General features: G+C 72.4%; 18 protein-coding genes. 5 read left to right on the top strand and 13 right to left on the bottom strand.

All coding sequences use genetic code 11. The features are described 5' to 3' along the window. The 3 genes from N4G70_RS09450 to N4G70_RS09460 form a co-directional block, all read right to left on the bottom strand. Positions 1–150, bottom strand: a 150-nt coding sequence (locus N4G70_RS09450; protein ID WP_261712568.1) for a DUF2637 domain-containing protein, incomplete at its 3' end; no start/stop codon positions are given. A gap of 104 nt (positions 151–254) precedes the next feature. Next, positions 255–1,016, bottom strand: coding sequence for a DUF3558 domain-containing protein (locus tag N4G70_RS09455; RefSeq protein WP_261712095.1), 762 nt, complete (start codon positions 1,014–1,016; stop codon positions 255–257). Positions 1,017–1,051: 35 nt separating this feature from the next. Next, positions 1,052–1,903 (bottom strand): DUF3558 domain-containing protein, encoded by an 852-nt coding sequence (locus tag N4G70_RS09460; RefSeq protein WP_261712096.1) that lies wholly within the window; start codon positions 1,901–1,903, stop codon positions 1,052–1,054. Positions 1,904–2,103: 200 nt separating this feature from the next. On the opposite strand from N4G70_RS09460, the gene N4G70_RS09465 reads away from it, so the two are divergent. Continuing rightward, positions 2,104–3,297, top strand: coding sequence for an RtcB family protein (locus tag N4G70_RS09465; RefSeq protein ID WP_261712097.1), 1,194 nt, complete (start codon positions 2,104–2,106; stop codon positions 3,295–3,297). A gap of 474 nt (positions 3,298–3,771) precedes the next feature. On the opposite strand, the gene N4G70_RS09470 is transcribed toward N4G70_RS09465, so the two are convergent. Further along, positions 3,772–4,848 (bottom strand): hypothetical protein, encoded by a 1,077-nt coding sequence (locus N4G70_RS09470; RefSeq protein ID WP_261712098.1) that lies wholly within the window; start codon positions 4,846–4,848, stop codon positions 3,772–3,774. A gap of 589 nt (positions 4,849–5,437) precedes the next feature. On the opposite strand from N4G70_RS09470, the gene N4G70_RS09475 reads away from it, so the two are divergent. Beyond that, positions 5,438–6,265, top strand: a complete 828-nt coding sequence (locus tag N4G70_RS09475; RefSeq protein WP_120722036.1) for a helix-turn-helix domain-containing protein — start codon at positions 5,438–5,440, stop codon at positions 6,263–6,265. A 48-nt stretch (positions 6,266–6,313) separates the two neighbouring features. Here N4G70_RS09475 and N4G70_RS09480 read toward each other — a convergent pair whose 3' ends face one another. The 3 genes from N4G70_RS09480 to N4G70_RS09490 all read right to left on the bottom strand — a co-directional run bounded on the left by N4G70_RS09480 (position 6,314) and on the right by N4G70_RS09490 (position 9,243). After that, a complete protein-coding gene (locus N4G70_RS09480) occupies positions 6,314–7,078 on the bottom strand; it encodes an SDR family NAD(P)-dependent oxidoreductase (RefSeq protein WP_261712099.1) in 765 nt (254 codons plus the stop codon). A gap of 108 nt (positions 7,079–7,186) precedes the next feature. Further along, positions 7,187–7,522 carry a YnfA family protein gene (locus N4G70_RS09485; protein ID WP_261712100.1) on the bottom strand — a complete coding sequence of 112 codons (336 nt, stop codon included), beginning with the start codon at positions 7,520–7,522 and terminating at the stop codon, positions 7,187–7,189. Between the two features lie 140 nt (positions 7,523–7,662). Beyond that, the gene (locus N4G70_RS09490) at positions 7,663–9,243 is read right to left on the bottom strand and encodes an FAD-dependent monooxygenase (protein WP_261712104.1); all 1,581 of its coding nucleotides are present in this window, start codon (positions 9,241–9,243) and stop codon (positions 7,663–7,665) included. A gap of 114 nt (positions 9,244–9,357) precedes the next feature. Here N4G70_RS09490 and N4G70_RS09495 point away from each other — a divergent pair, with 114 nt between their 5' ends. Continuing rightward, the gene (locus N4G70_RS09495; RefSeq protein WP_261712105.1) at positions 9,358–9,939 is read left to right on the top strand and encodes a TetR family transcriptional regulator; all 582 of its coding nucleotides are present in this window, start codon (positions 9,358–9,360) and stop codon (positions 9,937–9,939) included. 80 nt (positions 9,940–10,019) lie between these two features. Then, on the top strand, positions 10,020–10,526 hold the full coding sequence (locus tag N4G70_RS09500; RefSeq protein ID WP_261712106.1) for a MarR family winged helix-turn-helix transcriptional regulator: 507 nt from the start codon (positions 10,020–10,022) through the stop codon (positions 10,524–10,526). A gap of 95 nt (positions 10,527–10,621) precedes the next feature. Here the strand turns inward: N4G70_RS09500 and N4G70_RS09505 are convergent, their stop codons facing one another. Both N4G70_RS09505 and N4G70_RS09510 read right to left on the bottom strand, forming a co-directional pair. Continuing rightward, positions 10,622–11,359, bottom strand: coding sequence for a Mut7-C ubiquitin/RNAse domain-containing protein (locus tag N4G70_RS09505; RefSeq protein WP_261712107.1), 738 nt, complete (start codon positions 11,357–11,359; stop codon positions 10,622–10,624). Between the two features lie 156 nt (positions 11,360–11,515). Further along, positions 11,516–12,355 carry an NAD(P)H-binding protein gene (locus N4G70_RS09510; protein ID WP_261712108.1) on the bottom strand — a complete coding sequence of 280 codons (840 nt, stop codon included), beginning with the start codon at positions 12,353–12,355 and terminating at the stop codon, positions 11,516–11,518. Between the two features lie 265 nt (positions 12,356–12,620). On the opposite strand from N4G70_RS09510, the gene N4G70_RS09515 reads away from it, so the two are divergent. Beyond that, positions 12,621–13,052 carry a GNAT family N-acetyltransferase gene (locus tag N4G70_RS09515; protein ID WP_261712109.1) on the top strand — a complete coding sequence of 144 codons (432 nt, stop codon included), beginning with the start codon at positions 12,621–12,623 and terminating at the stop codon, positions 13,050–13,052. Here N4G70_RS09515 and N4G70_RS09520 read toward each other — a convergent pair. From N4G70_RS09520 to N4G70_RS09535, 4 genes are all read right to left on the bottom strand, one after another. Next, positions 13,027–13,587: a GNAT family N-acetyltransferase gene (locus tag N4G70_RS09520; RefSeq protein WP_261712110.1), complete on the bottom strand. Its 561-nt coding sequence runs from the start codon at positions 13,585–13,587 to the stop codon at positions 13,027–13,029. The two genes, N4G70_RS09515 and N4G70_RS09520, sit on opposite strands and share 26 nt — an antisense overlap. 99 nt (positions 13,588–13,686) lie before the next feature. Then, positions 13,687–14,511, bottom strand: a complete 825-nt coding sequence (locus tag N4G70_RS09525) for a helix-turn-helix domain-containing protein (RefSeq protein ID WP_261712111.1) — start codon at positions 14,509–14,511, stop codon at positions 13,687–13,689. A 9-nt stretch (positions 14,512–14,520) separates the two neighbouring features. Next, entirely contained in the window at positions 14,521–17,184 is a 2,664-nt protein-coding gene (gene mgtA / locus N4G70_RS09530; protein WP_261712112.1) for a magnesium-translocating P-type ATPase, read from the bottom strand. Further along, positions 17,168–17,521: a metalloregulator ArsR/SmtB family transcription factor gene (locus N4G70_RS09535; RefSeq protein WP_261712113.1), complete on the bottom strand. Its 354-nt coding sequence runs from the start codon at positions 17,519–17,521 to the stop codon at positions 17,168–17,170. Before N4G70_RS09535 ends, mgtA begins: the two co-directional genes overlap by 17 nt. Positions 17,522–17,601: the final 80 nt, after the last annotated feature.

Consider the following 17,601-nt stretch of genomic DNA (forward strand, 5'->3'; position numbering starts at 1 on the left):
GTAGGAGAAGTTCCCGAAGCCCTTGTGCAGCGCGAGTTCGCGGACCGCGGCGTACGAACCCGCGAACCCGATCCCGGCGATCACCACGGCTCCCGCGACCACCACCCCGATCAGGATGCGGTGCGTCCGTGTCAGCTGAGTCGCGGCCACCCGCGTCCCCTCCCCTCGTCAAGCAACTGGCGGGCACAGCCTGGCACATACGTACGGAGTCCGGCCCACAGGGGAGGGCCGGACTCCGGACGGTGGTGCGAGGGCTACTTGTTGTTCGCGGTGGCCACGGCCGCCACGGCCTCCTTGGCGGTGGCGGTCGCGCCGTCCTGGACGTCGCCCGCCGAGGGGGCGTCCGCGCCCTGGTAGCCGGTGCCGTTGTAGTCGACGGCGACCACGGTGTTGGCGGTGCGCACCACGACGACGCCGTAGCGGAAGTCCGCGTCGGTCTTCTTCAGGTCGAAGGTGATGGCGGTCGCCTGGTCGCCGAGGCCGGAGACCGGTGAGGTCTTCACGTTCTTGGCGTCGGCCGTCCCCTGAGCCCCCGAGACGGCCCGATCGAACTGCTTCTGGGCCAGCGCGTCACCGCTGCCGAGGCCCGGGGTGGAGTCGTAGCGCTTGAAGTCGACGTCGAGCCAGCGGTAGTTCGAGCCGTCGACGCCCTTGTCGTCGAGGCCGTTCCAGGTGCAGCTCGCCTGGGACTGCGGGTCGGAGGTCTTGCCGACCTCGCCCGCCTTCGTCTTCGCCTTGGGGACGTACTTGTCGATCGACTTCTCGCTGATCGACTGGCAGGCCTCGGGGAGCTTCTTGAACTTCGCGGGCGCGAGCGACGGCGAGGCCGAGGCCTGCTTGCCGCCGGAGGACGAGGCGGAGGGCGCGTCCTTCTTCTTGTCGCCGCCCGAGTCGGAGGAACAGCCCGCTGCGACGAGCATCACAGGGACGGCGGCACAGGCGAGGACACGGGCGAGCCGGATGCGCGGGGCCGGGGCGTGGGCCTTTTCGGGGGTGGCCGGGGCTGATCGGTGCATGATTCCTTCGCTCTTCGTTCTTCGCGCTGGGCGCGCTATTCGCTGAACTGCTCGACGAGCTTGCCGGCCAGGGCCTGGGCCTGCTCCTGCAGCTCCTTGCTGTCGGGGACCGCGGCGGATCCCGTGGCCTGGGCGGTGTACTCGATGGACACGATGACGTTGGACGTACGGAAGACCACTGTGACGGTACGTTGTCCGGCCGCCGAACCGCCGTCGGTGCCGGTCGGGGACGAGCCGGACGAAGACGATACGTCGTCGAGGAACGCGGCGTCGCCGAGCCCGCTGAGCCGGCGCGGCTGGAGGCCGTCCTTGCCGGCGGTGTTCGAGGGGCTCGGCGTGGCCGGGGCGCCGGTGGGCGGGCCCGCCGGGACGGACGGGGTGGCGCCGGGGGGCGTGCCGGTCGGGCTCGGGGTCCTGGTCGCGGCCGGTGAGGGGGCGGAGCTCTGGGGAGCGGGCAGGTGCGCCGCGCTCTCCTTCTTCCCGTAGAGCTCCTTGGTCCGGTCGTCGTCGCTGACCGCAGGGTCGTAGGAGACGACCCGCTCGAAGTCGACCGTGAGTCTGCGCACCGCCTCGGACGCCTCGTCCTTCCAGCGGCAGCCGACCCTGCGGTCGGTGTCGTAGGTGAGGTCGGCGGCGCCGGCCAGCTCCTTCGCGGCGTCGGCGTCCGTCAGGGAGGCGGACCCCGGCAGCATGTCCGCCAGGAGGCCCTTGTTCACGGCCCGGCAGGGCTCGGGCAGGGTGCGGTACTTGCCGGGCGGCGCGGCGGCCGTCTTGGGCACGCCCGCCTTGGAGTCGGTGGTCGAGCCGTCGCTCCCGGAGGCCGCGGAACAGCCGGAGGCGAGCGCCACCAGGAGTGCGAGACCAGGCACGTACGCCTTTCGCTGCACGGTGTCCGGGCTCCTTTCAGCAGGGCGACTGGGGGAAAAGCGGTTGCCGCGCGGGGGCGGTGGCCGGACACAATGTGTATCGCACGCGCACCTGTGAACGCCGGTCCACTGTCCTGGTTGTGGGTTTCGGATCCAGTTTTTGCCCTACGTGCGGTTTCCGGCTTTGGTGCCGATTTATGCTTTCGGGGGATCGAGGAATCATGTCGTACGTGGAAATGCCGGGCGCACGGGTGCCCATCAGGATGTGGACCGACCCGGGGTCGATCGACGAGGGCGCGATGCAGCAGCTGCGCAATGTCGCCACGCTGCCGTGGATCAAGGGCCTCGCCGTGATGCCGGACGTCCACTACGGCAAGGGGGCCACCGTCGGCTCGGTCATCGCCCTGCACGGCGCGGTGTGCCCGGCCGCGGTCGGCGTCGACATCGGCTGCGGGATGTCCGCGGTCAAGACCTCGCTGACCGCCAACGACCTCCCGGGCGACCTCTCCCGGCTCCGCTCGAAGATCGAACAGGCCATCCCGGTGGGCCGCGGCATGCACCGCGATCCGGTGGACCCCTCCCGGCTGCACGCCTTCCCCACCTCCGGGTGGGAGGGGTTCTGGGAGCGGTTCGGGGGCATCGCCGAATCGGTGAGGTTCCGCGAGGAGCGGGCCGCCAAGCAGATGGGGACGCTGGGTTCGGGCAACCACTTCGTGGAGTTCTGTCTCGACGAGGAGGGCTCGGTCTGGCTGATGCTGCACTCCGGTTCGCGCAACATCGGCAAGGAGCTCGCGGACTTCCACATCGGGCAGGCGCAGAAGCTCCCGCACAACCAGGGCCTGGTCGACCGCGACCTCGCCGTCTTCGTCGCGGACACCCCGCAGATGGCGGCCTACCGGGGCGATCTGTTCTGGGCGCAGGAGTACGCGAAGTACAACCGGGCCATCATGATGGCGCTCTTCCAGGACGTGGTCCGCAAGGAGTTCAAGAAGGCCAGGGTCACCTTCGAGCCGGTCATCTCCTGCCACCACAACTACGTGGCGGAGGAGCGGTACGACGGCATGGACCTGCTGGTCACCCGCAAGGGCGCGATCCGCGCGGGCGCCGGGGAGTTCGGGATCATCCCGGGCTCGATGGGCACGGGCTCCTACATCGTCAAGGGCCTCGGCAACGCGGCCTCCTTCAACTCGGCCTCGCACGGCGCGGGCCGCAGGATGAGCCGCAGTGCGGCGAAGCGGGCGTTCTCCACGCGGGACCTCGTCGAGCAGACGCGGGGCGTGGAGTGCCGCAAGGACGCGGGCGTGGTCGACGAGATCCCGGGCGCCTACAAGCCGATCGAGAAGGTCATGGACCAGCAGCGCGACCTGGTGGAGGTCGTCGCGAAGCTCAAGCAGGTGGTGTGCGTCAAGGGTTGAGGGTCTCGCGGGGGAGCGCGGCCGGGCCGGGGGCGTGAGCCCCCGGCCGCCGCCTCTTCCCGGCCCGCATGCCGGGAAAGCGCCGGATGTGGCGCACGGCTGTGCCGTCGGCGGGCCAGAGGCCGCCGGGCACTGCCCGTATCACGAGGACGTACCGGGGAGGGGTCCGGCTTTGTCCGGGCGGCACTGGCAGAAGCCACCCGGTGTCCGCGGGACGCCCGGCAGGGCATCGTCTGCCCATGCCCTGCACTGCCGGTTCTGGCGTACGCGGACAACGTCCTCGTGACAGCGGACGTCAGGCGATCGGGATCCGCCCTTCACAGGGCAGTTGATCGTCCTCATTCAGCATGCAGGAAGCGCCGTTAGTTTTCCGCTGAAGATTTATCCGCTGAAAAGCGGGATGGGAAAAGATTCGGCCCCCCGGGCAGGAAGGGGTGTCCGGATGGCTTGATGAGGGCGTTTGACGGCAGCGCGTCAGGCCGTGGCCCGGCCCGTTCGGGGTGGCCGGTCGTCGATGAGGCGCTCGTCCGACAGCGCCCACTGATAGGTGAGTTCCTGAAGCGTGGACGCCCCGAACAACTGCCTCAGGGTGTGCACCTCCTTGGACAGGCTGCGCAGCCCGATGCCCAGGCGCTGCGCGGTGAGCCGCTGCTCGATGCCCCGCGCCATGTCGCGCAGGATCTCGCGCTGGAGCAGCGTGGTGCGGGTGCCGCCGGGCCCGGCCGACTCCGGCGCGCCGCTCTGCGGGTCGCCGTTCCAGGGGTCGGCCCGGCGCCAGCACTCCTCGAAGACCTCGGCGATGAACGCCACCACGGCCCGGTCCCGCACGTGCCAGGAGGCGTCGCCGGGCGCGGAGTTCACTACGTGATCGGAGATGAACGCCTGGCGCCGGTCGATGACGACACAGCGCTGGAACTGGGTGACCTGGGTACGGAACTGGGCGCCCCGGCCGGTCATGGCGCTCACATAGGCCCCGGTCACCGCGGAGTCGCGGCCGGCGTCGAGATACAGGGTGCGGATGTGGACACCCCGGGCGAGCGCCGCCCGGTCCCGCTCCTCGACCGCCTCGCGCTGGGCGGGGGTGCGCGGGCCGCAGGGCTGGGCGGTGAGCAGTTCGGCCCGGGCCCGGCCGACGGCCTGCTCGATGCGGGCGTTGACCAGTTCGGGCTCGCCGAGGAACTCCGAGCCGCGCCCCGAGCGCCACTTGGCCCGTTCGAAGTGCAGGCTCAGCTCGTCGGTGACCTGGGGGATCCGGGCCGCGAGGGCGGCCCTGGCCGCCATCCGCCGCAGCTCGTCGTCCAGGCGGCGCCGGCCGGCCTCCTGGGGGTCGAGGGCGATCGGCAGATGGGGCAGGTGCGGGTCGGTGGTGACCAGGCCCCAGTCGGCGAGCTCGTCGAGGGCGTGGGCGTCGCGCACCGGGTCGATGTGCTCGTGGCGGGTGACCCGGCCGTAGACCTCGACGGCCCGGGCCGACAGCTCCTGGGCGTGCTCGGCGCCCCCGGACGCGGCGGTGTCCTCGGCGCCGGCCCACCGGCCGTCCGGTTCGCCCATGTCTGCCCCCGTTGTGCCGCTGCGTGTGTGCGCCCTGCGTACGTGCGCAGCGCGCTACCGCTTGATCCGTGCATACCCCATCGGTCACCGTACTGGTGGGGTCTCTCCTGGCGGGTGCCTCGGTGGCCACCCCGAAGGGGGCGGCTCCAGAGCTGTGCCCGGAGGGGCCGACCGTACCCGACCCGTCCACGAAAGGGCACACCTCGCCAATCGCCTCCCGGCCCGCGCTCCGGCCGTGATCTCCGGCGCTCTCCCGGCCACCGCACACAGTGACTGTTGTCTCAGCCCCGACGACCGCGTCCGGGGCCGCAGCGCTGTCGGTGAGCCGTGTCCCCACGGGCCCGCACCGGCCCCACGGCGAGCCGCGCTCACCCCGTGGAGAGCGGGGAATCGATTCGCTCGGACAATGGGACGTACGCGGACCATGGAACGTACGCCGACCATGGGATGCGCACCGGCCATCCGGTGCACGCCGAGCGCCCGGCCCGGAGCCGATCGCAGAGTCGGGACCGAGAGTCGGGAGCGGCTGTTCCAACCGCGCGGCCGGCAACGAAATCGCCGGCCGCCCGTTACCGGGGGAGAACCACAGATGGACAAGCCCGCTCTGCGCTCCCTGCTGCGCGAGCGCCGCGCGCTGATCAAGCCCGAGAGCCACGGGCTCAGCAGACCCACCCGGCAGGGACGGCGGGCGCCCGGCCTGTCGCAGGCCCAGATCGACCAGATCCTGCACCGCGCCCCCGACACCTACGGCCGCCTCGAGTCCGGGCGCTACCCCAACCCGCCCGCTGACCTGCTCCAGGACGTGGCCCGGCTGCTCGGCATGAACGAGCAGGAGTGGATCGCGCTGTGGCGTTACTGCCTGGGCCAGGATCCGCCGTTTCCCCTGAACTCGCAGTCCGGAGAGGAGATCCCCGGCGTGTGGCAAGAGGCCGTCGACGGCATCGGGCACATGGCGTACGTCAACGACCGCTCGTGGAACCTGCTGGCGTACAACGACCGCTGGTCCGAGATGTTCCCCGGCGGGCAGGTGCCGCAGAACACGATGCGGTGGATGGCGCTCGACCCGGGCGCCCGCGAGACGCTGACCGACTGGGAGCACTCCTGGGCGCCGCTGGTGCTGCCCCAGCTGCGGGCGGCGCTGGCCGCCGACCCCACCGACGAGACGCTGGCGCAGATCGAGAAGGAGGTCCTGGCGGACCCGCTCGCCGCCGGGATCTACAACCGGGCCAGCGCCTACCTCCACCTCGACGGCGACGAGCGTCCGCTCAACCACGGGGCGCTGGGGCCCGGCTGGGTGACGATGTGCGCCGCCCAGCCGATGGCCGCGCCGGGCGCCCGCATGATCATCCTGGTCTTCCACGCGGGGGAGAAGCGCCGGCACACCAGGACGCCGATGCTGCGGGCCAAGGTGCAGTAGGCCCCGCGCGGGGCGGGGCCCGGTGGGTGCTCGCCCCGCCCGGTTCGGCTACGGCTCGCGGTGGATCTTGGTGTTGGAGGCCTGGGCGCGGGGACGCACCACGAGCAGGTCGATGTTGACGTGGCTGGGGCGGGTGACCGCCCAGGTAACGGTGTCGGCGACGTCGTCGGCGGTCAGCGGCTCGGCCACGCCCGCGTACACCTTCGCCGCCTTCTCCGCGTCGCCGCGGAAGCGCGTCGTGGCGAACTCCTCCGTCTTGACCATGCCGGGCGCGATCTCGACGACCCGCACCGGACGGCCGACGATCTCGAGGCGCAGCGTCTCGGCGAGCACGCGCGCACCGTTCTTCGCGGCGACATAGCCGCCCCCGCCCTCGTAGGTGGAGTGGCCCGCCGTGGAGGAGAGGATCACGACCGTGCCGTCGCCCGAGGCCTCCAGGGCGGGCAGCAGGGCCTGGGTGACGTTCAGTGTGCCGATGACGTTCGTCTCGTACATCTGCCGCCAGTCCTCGGGGTCGCCGGTCGCCACCGGGTCCGCGCCGAGCGCGCCGCCCGCGTTGTTGACGAGCACCCCGATGGTGCGGAAGGCGGTCGCGAACTCGTCGACGGCGGCCCGGTCGGTGACGTCCAGCGGGTACGCCGTCGCCTGGTGGCCCGCCTCGTTGATCTCGGCCGCCAGCGCCTCGATGCGGTCCTTGCGGCGCGCGGTCAGCACCACGCGGTAGCCGGCGGCGGCGAGCCCGCGGGCGGTGGCGGCACCGATCCCGCTGCTCGCTCCGGTGACGACGGCGATCGGGGTCCCGGCGGCAGTCATGTCGTGCTCCTCGCGCGTGTGGTGAGTACGCCGCCAGGATAGGCGGGCCGCGGTGCGCCCGGCCGGGGCGCCCTCAGCGGCCGCGCGGGGCGTGCGGGGTGGGGGCCTTCAGCGGCCGCGCGGGGCGTACATGATCACGGCCATCCCGGCCAGGCAGATCAGCGCGCCGGCGACGTCCCAGCGGTCCGGGCGGTAGCCGTCCGCGACCATCCCCCAGGCGATCGACCCCGCCACGAAGACACCGCCGTACGCGGCGAGGATGCGGCCGAACTCGGCGTCGGGCTGGAGCGTGGCCACGAAGCCGTAGACGCCGAGCGCGAGGACCCCGGCGCCGATCCACACCCAGCCGCGATGCTCCCTGACGCCCTGCCAGACGAGCCAGGCCCCGCCGATCTCGAACAGGGCGGCCAGGACGAAGAGGAGCGCGGAGCGGGCGACGAGCATGGGGCCAGGGTGGCACGGGCCCCGCCATGCCGGAGCGCGGCATGGCGGGGAGCGGCATGGCAGGGAGCGGAGTGCGGCTCGCTCTGGGGCTTCCTGCAAGGGAGTTGGGGCCGCTGTGGGGGAGGGGACCGGACCCGCCGTTACGCGCGTCCCGTCCAGCGGGCGAGCGCCGTACCCAACCCGGCCGGGTCCGGGCGGTCGCCGGCCCAGGCCACATATCCGTCGGGCCGTACGAGCAGGCTGTCGACGCGCCCGCTGCGCCAGTGCGCGCCCACCACGCCCCGCGGCGCCCCGACCCCGCTGTCCGGGGGCGTCACCAGGACGAACTCGCCCCGGCGCAACAGCTCGTAGAGGCGGCCCTGGGTGAGGTCGAGGTCGGGGGCGCGCTTTCCGGTGAGCGGGTGGGCTCCGCGTTCCGCCCGGTAGGAGATCCCGATGCCGCTGATCATGCCCATCGCCTTGTCGGCGGCGGGCCGCAGGGTGCCGAGGATCTGGACGGCCAGGGAACGCACCGCGCGCTGAAGGGGGTTGTGCGCCATGGCGAGCCGCACGAGCGCACCGCTGCTGCGCAGCACCGCGGCGCCGACCGGGTGGCGCTCGGCCTCGTAACTGTCGAGCAGGGCCTCGGGGTCGGCGGCGCGGCCCCGTACAACGGCGGCGAGCTTCCAGGAGAGGTTCGCCGCGTCCTGGAGGCCGGTGTTCATCCCCTGGCCGCCGGCGGGGGAGTGGACGTGTGCGGCGTCCCCGGCCAGGAAGACCCGGCCGACCCGGTAGGAGGGGGCCTGGCGCTCGTCGCTGTGGAAGCGGGAGATCCAGCGGGCGTCGTGCAGGCCGTAGTCGGTGCCGAAGGCCTCGCGGGCGATGGTGCGGAGTTCGTCCAGCTCGACGGGGGCGGTGTCGGGGACCTGGCGCTTGCGGCTCCAGCCCATGACGCGGTAGTAGCCGTCGCCGAACGGGGCCACGAGGGCGAACGAGTCGCCGGTGCCGTTCACGGTGAGCGTCGCCTCCGGCTCCTTGTCGAGCCGCACGTCCGCGAGGACGATCGAGCGGATCACGGCCCCGCCGGGGAACGGCAGCCCGAGGGCCTCGCGCACGCCGCTGCGGGCGCCGTCGGTGCCGACGAGGTAGCGGGCCCGGAGGGTGGTGGTCTCCTCGGCGCCGGTGCCGCTGCCCTCGCGCAGCTCGGCGGAGACCCCGTCCGGGTCCTGACGGAGCGTCAACAGCGCGCTGTCGTAACGGAAGTGGACGCCTTCGGACAGGGCGCGTCGCTCAAGGAGGCGCTCCACCTGGTACTGCGGGGTGATCAGCAGGAACGGGAAGCGGGAGCGCAGCCGGGTCAGGTCGAGGGCGACCCGGCCGAACATGTCCATGTGGTCGACCGTCGTTCCGCCCTTGACCAACTCCTCCGCCAGGTCCCGGGCGTCCAGCATCTCCAGGGTGCGGGCGTGGACGGCGAAGGCGCGCGTCATGTTGCTGATCCCGTGCGCCCGACGCTCGACGACCGTGACGCGCAGGCCCGCGGCGGCCAGATCGCCCGCCAGGAGCAGCCCGGTCGGCCCGGCACCGACGATCAGGACGTCGGTCGTCGAGGTGTCGCCGTGGGTGTTGGTGTTGGTGTTGGTGTTGCGGGTGTGGGCGTCGTCGTGGGCGCGGGCTTGTCCGGCCGGGCTCGCGGGGTCGGACGGGCCGGTGGAGCCGGACGCGGGGGTGCTGCCGTTCATGGCTGCCTCCTGAGGGCCAACGCTTGTTGGTCAACGACTGTTGGTCAACGCTCGTTGGCAACGGTAGAACCGCGCCACTGGCGTGTCAACACGTGTTGGCCTACAGTTGTTGGCATGACGACCGAAGCACCTGCGGGGGGCTCTCGCCGCACCTCCCTGGCCACCAAGGACGCGATCCTGGTCGCCGCCCGCGAGCGTTTCGCGGCCGACGGCTACGAGCGCGCGACCATCCGGGCCATCGCCCGGGACGCGGGGATCGACCCGTCGATGGTGATGCGCTACTTCGGCAACAAGGAGGGGCTCTTCGCCGCCGCCTCCGCGATCGACCTGCGCATTCCGAAGGCCGACGAGCTGCCCGTCGAGGGGCTGGGCGCCGCGCTCGTCGCGCACTTCCTGGACCGCTGGGAGAGCGACGACATCCTGACCGCCCTGCTGCGCGTGGGCGTCACCAACGCGGCGGGTGCCGAACGGGTCCAGGCGATCTTCGCCGAGCAGTTGGTCACCCTCGCGGCCGGAGTCTGCCCGAACCCCTCGGACGCCCCGCGCCGGGCCGCTCTGGTCGCCTCGCAGATCCTGGGCATGGCGATGGCCCGCTATGTACTGCGCTTCCCCCCGGCGGTCGGGATGCCCCACGACGACGTGATCGCCTGGCTCGCCCCTACCGTGCAGCGCTACCTCACGGCCGAGGGTCCGTAGGGCCTGCGGCTCCCGCACCGCCCGGCGAGGGGTCCCCCGCGGGCGTACCCCCGCGTTCCTCTGCGCCGTACAATCTCTGCATGGCACAGAAGAACAGCGCCGACGGGCGGCGGCCCGACTGCGGCGACCGGGCCGATCTGATGCGTGACCTGGGCGGCGTCTCGCGCCGCTACATGGCCTCGTACGCCCTGTTCAACCAGGCGCTGGCCGACCAGTTGGGGCTGCATCCCACCGATCTCCAGTGCCTCAACCTCCTCGGCCTGGAACCCGGGCCGGTCACCACGGGCCGGATCGCCGCCCTGACGGGGCTCACCACGGGCTCGGCGACCCGGCTCGTCGACCGCCTGGAGAAGGCCGGCTATGTGACGCGGCGCCGGGACACCGAGGACCGCAGGAAGGTGCTCGTCGAGCTCGTGCCCTGCCGGATGGCGGAACTCGGCTCGGTCTGGGGCAAGCTCAACGGCGCCTGGTGGGAGATGTTCGAGGCGTACGAGGACCACGAGATCGCCCTCATCGCCACGCATATGCGCCGCACCGCGGAACTCAGCACCGCTCAGATCGAACGCCTCAGGAGCGGGCGGATCTGAGGGCGGGCGGGGCCCGGCGCGGGCGGCCGGAGCGCCTGGGTGCATGCGGCGGATGTCGCCCGAGCGCTGAACGCGCTGCGGCCGGCCCGAACCCCTCACCCGCCGCCAGGGCCGCCGAACTCGCGGACGGCCTCGTCGACGATCGCCTCAAGACTGGCGTGGTGGGCGCCGCGCCAGTAGACGCGCCCACAGGACCCGCATTCCGCGAAGACGTCGTAGGTGCTGCGGGTGCCCTGCTCAAGCCGGTCCCCGACCGACTCCTTGTCGGCCTCCCGCAGCGGCGCGTTGCAGGCGGTGCAGCGCGTCCAGGGTGCGAGGGCGGGCGTGAACCTGCTGAGTACGTCCCGGAGTTGCTCTTCGGTGCGATGGCTGTAGACGTAGGCCCCGGCCCACAGCTCCCTGCGGTGCAGCAGCCCGCGGTCCCGGGAGAGCATGACGCGCTGTTCCCGGGCGGAGAGCGCGGCGAGCGCGGGATCCCCGATGTCCTCGCTCTCGTACGCGGCGTCGACACCCAGCAGCCTCAATCGCCGCGCCAGCGTGCCGAGATGGACATCGAGCAGAAAGCGCAGCGGGGCGCCCGGCACCTTCTGGGGACGCTCCACGGCGCGTACCTCGACGACCTCGCCCGCCGTCGGGATGTGGGAGACCGGCACCTCGCGGCCGTCGGCGAACAGCCGGCCGGCCTCGGTGAGCGGGACGCCCAGCGACTCGACGACATGGCCGAGTGTGGACACGCCGTCGGTCACGACGGCGCTGCGGCCCTGGCGGCGTTTGGCCGGGACGAAGAGGTGCAGCTCAGGGGCGAAGTCGATATGGATCTCCGGTCCGTTCACGCGGTCAGGATCGCATTCGGGCCGGGTCGCGGGCCATGCATTTGGTGAGGTGCCCCGCAACTGGTGCGGGCCGGGCCGCGGTTGGGGCTGCGGTGAGGTCAGGGCCGAGGCCATGGCCGGGCCGGGGCCCGGTGGGGTCAGGGCCGGGCGGTGGGGCTACGGACGGAAGGCGTCCGCGTTTTCCCGGGCCCAGCTCTCGAAGGTGCGGGCCGGGTGGCCGGTCAGCTCCTCGACGGCGGTGGTGACGGTGTCGGGGTGGCCGTCATGGGCGGCGAAGTAACGCAGCAGGGTGTCGGCGAACTCGGGCGGCATGAACTCGGCCATCGACTCCTTCCACGCGGCGCCGTCCACGGCGTTGACGGTGAGGGGGCGACCGGTCGCCTCGGCGAGGATCGCGACCTGCTCGGTGACGCTGAGCGAGACGGGACCGGTGAGGTGGTGGGCGCCACCGCGCAGTTCGGGCCGGGTCAGGACGGCGAGCGCGGCATCGGCGATGTCGGCCTCGTGGATGAGCGCCGCCTGGGCGCCGGGGAGGGGATGGTCCACGGTGCCGGTCGACTTGGCGCCCCAGGACCAGCCCAGCGCGTTGCCCGCGAAGCCGCCGGGCCGCAGGAACGTCGACGGGATCCCGGAGCGCTCCAGGGCCTGCTCGACGGCGTGGTGCATGGTGGCGATCGCGTTGGTGTCGGCGCCGGGCTCCAGGACGGCGCTGGAGGAGAGCAGCGTTATGTGCTGGACGCCGACGGCCTTCGCCTCGGCGAGGAACGCCTCGATGTGCTGCGGGTTGGCGTACAGGAAGACCGACTCGACTCCGGCCAGCGCGGCCGGGAACGTCGCCGGGTCGTCGAGGTCGCAGACGACGCGGTCCACGCCGTCCGGAAGGGTCAGCTTGTCGGGGCTGGCGGACGCCGCCCGAACGGAGAGACCGCGCTCCCGAAGCAGCGGGATGAGCGTGGTGGCGACCTTGCCGCGGCTGCCGGTGATCAGGACCGTCATGGTGGAAATACCTTTCGGACAAAGGGAGTTGAAGAACTGAAGCAGCTCCGGCACGCCTGCGGGGTCGGCCCCCCGGCCATTAAACTGTGCAGAACAGAATCTGCGTCACGCAGACAAATATCGTCGACTCGACCGCTGACGTCAAGCGCATTGCGGTGGGATGGGGTCGTGGGTGGGGCGCAGGAGTCGCCCCATCCCCGGAAGCCCGCGCACGCGAACCCATCGGCAGTCGCGGGCCGGGGCCGCGGCCTCTACGCTTCGCCGCATGAAGATCATCGACCTCGAGCCGGGCGACCCGCGTCTGACGGACGACCTGCTGCCGGTACTCACCGAACTCCGCCCGCACCTCACCGAGGAGCTCTTCGCCGAGATCTACGGGGAGGGGCACGCCCAGGGGCTGCGGTTCAGCGCCGCGTACGGCGACGACGGGGCCTGTGTGGGGGCCGCCGGCTGGCGGGTCGTCGTCAACACCAGCGCGGTCCGCAAGCTGTACGTCGACGACCTGGTCACCGCTGCCACCGCCCGCTCCACCGGCGTGGGCCACGCCCTCCTCGCCCACCTGGAGGACCACGCCAGGGCAGTGGGCTGCACCTCCCTCAATCTCGACTCGGGCACCCACCGCACCGACGCACACCGTTTCTACTTCCGCGAGCGCATGGCGGTGACCGCGTTCAACTTCGACAAGCCGCTGGACTGACCTGCTCGCCCAGGTCGGTGCACCAGTCGTTGGAGCGGAGCCAGGTGCCCGGCGGATACTCGAACGCGACCTCGCCGGCCCAGGTGAACCCGGCGTTGCGGCAGGTGTTGTTGGAGGCGGTGTGGTCCACGGACGGGTAGGCGTGCAGCCGCCGTGGGCCGCCCGCCGCACGCGCCTCGGCCACGACCGCCCGGAGCGCCGCGACGGCCAGACCGCGACCCCGGAACGCGGGCAGGATGCCGTACCCCGTCTCGTACACCGCCTCGCCCTGCCATATGCGCGGCCAGTACCCGACCGATCCGACCTCCTCGCCCGTCTCGTCGAGGACGATCCTGAACATCCGGCCCTCGTCGGCGGGTCGCGCGCTCATGGCCGTGTAGGTGGCGTGCCGGGAGAGCACCTTTTCCTCGGGCTCCGGGCCGCCGAGGTGCTCGGTCATCTCCGGCGTGTTCTTCTTGCGCAGCAGGCCCAAGTCGCCCTTTGACCAGGCCACCAGGCGGATGCGCGGGGGGACTTCACGGGCTGTGACGTTCATGTCCGAAACTGTAGGCGCCGGGTCTGACAATCCCCCTGACCAGCGGTTATGGGGTGGGAGGGCTGGGTTCAACAGGGGCAGGTGCCCGTGATCAGGGGGTCAGGCGCGGGAGGTTCCGGCGCGCAGGGCCGAGGGCGGGACGCCCAGCGTCGCGGTGAAGTCCCGTACGAGATGGGCCTGATCGGCGTAGCCCAGCTCGGCGGCCAGCTGGGCCCAGTCGACGGATTCGGCGGACTCGGCGTGCTCCAGGGCCTCATGGATGCGGTAGCGCAGTACGACCCATTTCGGGCCGACGCCCACCCAGGCCGCGAAGAGGCGTTGCAGGGAGCGCGCCGAAAGGCCGGCCTCGCGGGCGAGCACGTCGACCCGGCGCAGCGTGCGGTCGTGACGGATGCGGTCGACCAGCTTCATCGCCAGCTCCGCCCGAGGATCGGGCCGGGGGTCGAGGGCGAGCAGGAAGGCGTCGAGGGCGGCGACCCGGTCCTCGTCCCGCTCCGGCGAGAGCACCGCCGTCGGGTCGGCGTGCGGGAACACCGGGTCCGCCGCGACCACTCGGTCCGTCCACGTCGACACGGCGAAGCCGGGCGCGAAGGGCCGGAACCCGCCCGGCCGGAACTGGATCCCGCACACCCGCCCGCGGCCCGACAGCTTCCGGGTGGCGAGACCCAGGCCCACGCCCGACAGCTCAAGGAAGTCCGGGCGGCCGTCGTCGTACCGCTGGAAGACCAGGTTGACGGACGGATGCGGCACCAGGTGCGACGCGTACGGCTCGGCCAGATCCCAGTCGATCAGCCAGTAGTGCTCCAGGCAGGGCCGCAGTTCCGGCGCCGGCTCGTGCCTGCGGAACCGTACGTGCGCGAGGAAATCGGCGGCGTCGACGATGCCCCGGGTGTCGCGCCGGGGGCCGGGGTTCTGCGCTGACATGGGCCGATCCTATGAAGCGGGCGCCTCCTGCGGAGTGTCCGTGCGGCGCGCGCGCCGGGTGCCCCAGTGCAGCGCCGCCGCGTACAGGGCGAGCACGAGGGCGAGCAGCGGGTAGTACGCCTGGGGCAGCGCCGCCATGCCGATGAGAGGGCCCACGGGGGTGAGCGGGAGCAGTAGACCGGTCAGGGCGAGGACGCCGGCGGTGGTGGGGATGCCGCCGCCGCGCCCGGTGCGCAGCAGGACCATCACCAGGGCCTGGGTCAGCAGGTTCTCGGTGAACCAGCCCGCGTGGAAGGCCGGTTGGGCCCGGGTGTCCCTCACCGCCCAGACCAGTACCGCGAACGTCGCGAGGTCGGTCGCGGCGTTGATGACGCCGAACCCGGTGACGGAGGCGAGCACTTCGCGTGGGCGCAGCGTGAGCGGGCGGCGCAGCGCCGCGGCCCGCGGGCGCTCGTACGCGAACGCCAACTGGGCGGCGTCGAAGCACAGGTTCTGCACCAGCACCTGCGAGGGCAGCATGGGCAGGAACGGCAGCAGCAGTCCCGCGGTCAGCATCGCGATGACGTTGCCGAGGTTCGAGGACAGGGTGATCCGCAGATAGCCCGCGATGCCGGCCCCGCCGGCGCGCCCCGCCGCGATGGCGTGGTCGAGCGAGGTGAGATCCCTCGCGGCGAGTACGACGTCGGCCGTCTCGCGGGCCACGTCGACGGCCTCGGGCGGGCAGATGCCCACGTCCGAGGCGCGCAGCGCGGGCAGGTCGTTGACGCCGTCCCCGACGAAGCCGGTGACGTGTCCGCGCTCGCGCAGGACGCGCACGAGCCGGGCCTTGTGCGCGGGGGAGCAGCGGGCGAAGACAGTACTACTGTCGGCGAGTTCGCCCAGCTCGGTGTCCTCGAGGGCGTCGAAGGAGGCGGCGGTGACGACGCGGCCGGGTTCCAGGCCGAGGTCGCGGCAGGCGCGGGCGGCCGTGCCGGGGTGGTCGCCGGTCAGCACCTTCACCTCGATCCCCCGGTCGGCCAGGCCCGCGAGCGCGGCGGCCGCCGTGTCCGCCGTCGCGTCACGCAGTCCGACGAGCCCCTTCAGGGTGAGCCCGCGCTCGTCCCGGGCGGTGAACGGGCGTGGGGAGGCGGGCCGTTCGGCCAGCGCCACCGCGAGGACGCGCAGCCCGTCCGCGGCGAGACGGCCGGCGAGCGCGGCGGTCCCGGCCCGTTCGTCGTCGGTGAGCCGGCACCGTTCCAGTACGTCCTCGACGGCGCCCTTGACCACCAGGGTGTGGCGGCCGAGGCGGTGCGGGGTGGCGACGACGGCCGTGGACAGGCGCCGCACCGGATCGAAGGGGAGAGCGGCGACGGCGTCGTACTCCAGGGCGTCGAGGCCCTCGGCGAACCGTTCCTCGGCGGCGTCGAGCAGGGCCTCGTCCAGGGCGTCGGCGCTGGGCAGTTCGGCGAGCCGTACCGTCCACAGGCTGTTGACGGCGGCCCAGTGCAGCACGGAGTCGTCGGGCGTGCCCGACGTGTCCAGCGCGCACTCCAGGACGGGCCGGTCCTGGGTGAGCGTCCCGGTCTTGTCCAGGCAGACGACGTCGACGGCGCCCAGGTCGTGCAGCGCGGGCAGCCTCTTGATGATCACCCGATGGTCGCGGGCCAGGGCGGCGGCGCCCCGCGCGAGGGTGGTCGTCACGATGACCGGCAGCATCTCGGGGGTGAGGCCGACCGCGACGGCCACCGCGAACGGCAGCGTCTCCAGACCGCGGCCGCGCAGGGCCGCGTTGGCCATCAGGACCAGGGGCGGGGTCAGCAGCATGAAGCGGATCAGGATCCAGGAGATGCCGTGGACCGACCGGTCGAAGGCGGTCGTGCGCCGGTCGTGGCCCGGCAGCCGGTCGGCGCGCGCGAACCGGGTGTCCGCACCGGTCGCGATCACCACGCCGGTGCCGCTGCCGGAGGCCACACTGCTGCCCTGGAAGCAGACCTCGGGCCGGTCGAAGTCCTGGTCGTCGAGGGTGCGGGCCAACTCCTGGCGGGAGCCATGTTCGTCCCGGCCGTGCGCCCGCGCCTCGGCGGGAGCAGCACCCGTCGTCCCGGGTGCCGGCTCGTCCACCGGGTACTTGGGGACCGGCGCCGACTCCCCGGTAAGAGCCGCCTGATGCATCGTCAGGCCGGTGGACCGCAGCAACCGCAGGTCCGCCGGTACGAGATCGCCGGGCGCGAGCCGCACCACATCGCCCGGGACCACCTCTTCCACCGGCACCTCGCGCGACACCGGCACGGCCTCGTCGGCCGTCCTGCGCACCACGGTCGCGGTGCTCGCCACCAACTCCCGCAACCCTGAAGCCGAACGGTCGGCGCGGTGTTCGCCGGCCGCCCGCAGCGCACAGCTCACCACCACCAGGACCGCGATGACCGAGGCCGTGGCCCAGGCCGCGACCAGCGTGGAGACCAGCGCGAGGGAGGCGAGCACGGCGGTGAACGGGTCGCGCAGACTGCGCAGAAAAATAATCGGCAGGGATGGAACTCGACGCGCGGGGAGGACGTTTTCCCCATATCGCACGAGTCGTGTCTCGGCGTCCGACTCGACAAGCCCCCGGGGTCCGGAGCCGAGTGAACGAAGCAGCTGCAGCGGAGTGCTCCTTGACAACTGCAGAGACGAAATCCGCTCAGGCGCCCAGGTCACGGACGAGTCCCGACGGTCCCGGCAGCTTCACGCCCCCGCCGAGCCGGGCCACCAGCCAGCGCACCATCTGAGCCACATCGGGGTCGTCGACGAGATAGACGACCCGCCGTCCCTCCCGCCGGGACCGGACGAGCCCCGCGAGTTTCAGCTTCGCCAGGTGCTGACTGACGGCCGGCAGCGCACCGCCGACCCGCTCGGCAAGCCCCGACACATCGGACTCGCCGTGGCTCAGCGTCCACATGATGTGCAGCCGCGCGGGCGAGGCAAGGAGTCCGAAGACGCCCGCTGCCTCGCCGAGCACCTCGGCCGACGGCTCGGTGCTGCTGGTCGTGGTCACCGCCGCCTCCGCCTCCTCGGTGTCGTGGCCCTGTCTGTCGCCCGGGCAGCCAGTCTAGGGGGGCCGGCTCATGGCGAGTC

This window comes from Streptomyces sp. ASQP_92, from assembly GCF_025399895.1.
Classification (GTDB): Bacteria; Actinomycetota; Actinomycetes; order Streptomycetales; family Streptomycetaceae; genus Streptomyces.